The sequence below is a fragment of the Arhodomonas sp. KWT genome (assembly GCF_010993615.1).
On record NZ_WNXE01000451.1, the window covers coordinates 1 to 1,361 of the forward strand.

Below are 1,361 nucleotides of genomic sequence, written 5' to 3' on the forward strand. Positions count from 1 at the left end.
GCGCCGTTGCGCCCGATCAGCGCCACGGTCGCCCCGGGCTCGAGGGTGAAGTCCACGTCGCGCAGGACGGGCACCCCCTGGATACGCGCATTGATGCCTTCAAATCGCAGCATGGCTACAACCCAATCACGTCGCGTTGCACGCCGGCGTCGGCGAGCACCTCGGCGGGCGTCCCCTCGATACGGATGCGCCCGGCGTCCCAGACCGCCACCCGCTCGGCGTAGCGCTCCACCATCTCCATGTCGTGCTCGACGAACACCGCCGTGACCTGCTGGTGGGCGAGCACCCGCAGCAGGGTGTCCATCACCTGGAACTTCTCCTGGGAGCTCACCCCGCTGGTGGGCTCGTCCATCAGCAGCACCCGCGGCTTGAGCGCCAGCGCCAGGGCGATGTCGATGAGCTTGCGCTGGCCCTCCGGCAGCGCGGTGACCACCTGGGCGGCGACGTCCGCCACGCCCATGAGCTCGAGCAGCTCCATCATCTCGTCGCGGGCTGTGGACGCGGACAGCGGCCGCCACAGCGAGCGCACCCGGTCCCGGGCGGCGGCTCCGATGAGCATGTTCTCGATCACCGTGTGCTCGAGGAACAGCTGCGGGATCTGGAACGCCCGGGCGATGCCGCGCCGGGTGATCCAGCGCGGGCTGCGCCCGGTGATCTCGGTGCCGTCGAAGCGCACCGTCCCGGACTTGGGCCGCAGGTAGCCGGTGCAGATATTGAGGAACGTGGTCTTGCCCGCCCCGTTGGGGCCGATGATCGCGAGATGGTCCGACTCGTGGACCGACAGGTCCACGCCGTCGGCGGCCTTCACCCCGCCGAACTCGATGTGCAGGTCACGGGCCTCGATGAGTGCCTGGCTCATGATGCCTCCCTCCCCGCCGGCGCGAACCGGCCGGATATCCGGTGCCACAGGCCGACGAGCCCCTCGGAGGCGAACAGCACGATCACCAGCAGGACCACGCCCAGCAGCAGCTGCCACATGTCCGCGGCGAGCACGGCGAGGTACATGCGCACGCCCTCGTAGACCAGCGCCCCGGCGAACGCGCCCAGCACGTGGCCGGCCCCGCCGAGGATGGCGATGAACACGAACTCCCCGGAGCGCACCCAGTAGGCATACTCCGGCGTCACCAGGCCCTGCATGACCGCCGCCAGGGTACCGCCCACGCCGGCGAGCATCGCCGAGATCACGTAGGCCACCAGCAGCGTGCCCCGCGCCGAGATGCCCAGGTACTCCAGGCGGGTCTCGTTGGTCTTGATCGCCGCCAGGGCCCGGCCCGGTGCCGAGTTGAGGTAGCGGTGCACCAGCCAGCCGAGCACCGCCGCCGTCGCCAGGGCGACGTAGAACAGCGTGTACTCGAAGGGCA

Annotated in this window: 2 protein-coding genes; both read right to left on the reverse strand. The window is 70.2% G+C overall.

Annotated elements, in window-relative coordinates; all coding sequences use genetic code 11:
- Nucleotides 1–115: 115 nt before the first annotated feature.
- Nucleotides 116–859 (reverse strand): ABC transporter ATP-binding protein, encoded by a 744-nt coding sequence (locus G7A99_RS19835; RefSeq protein WP_018719120.1) that lies wholly within the window; start codon nucleotides 857–859, stop codon nucleotides 116–118.
- A partial coding sequence (locus G7A99_RS19840; protein WP_163143490.1) for a branched-chain amino acid ABC transporter permease occupies nucleotides 856–1,361 on the reverse strand: 506 nt, incomplete at its 5' end. The genes G7A99_RS19835 and G7A99_RS19840, both read right to left, overlap by 4 nt.

Coding starts and splice junctions, on each gene's coding strand:
- G7A99_RS19835 (WP_018719120.1), bottom strand. CDS start 859: ATGAGCCAGGCACTCATCGAGGCCCGTGACCTGCACATCGAGTTCGGC.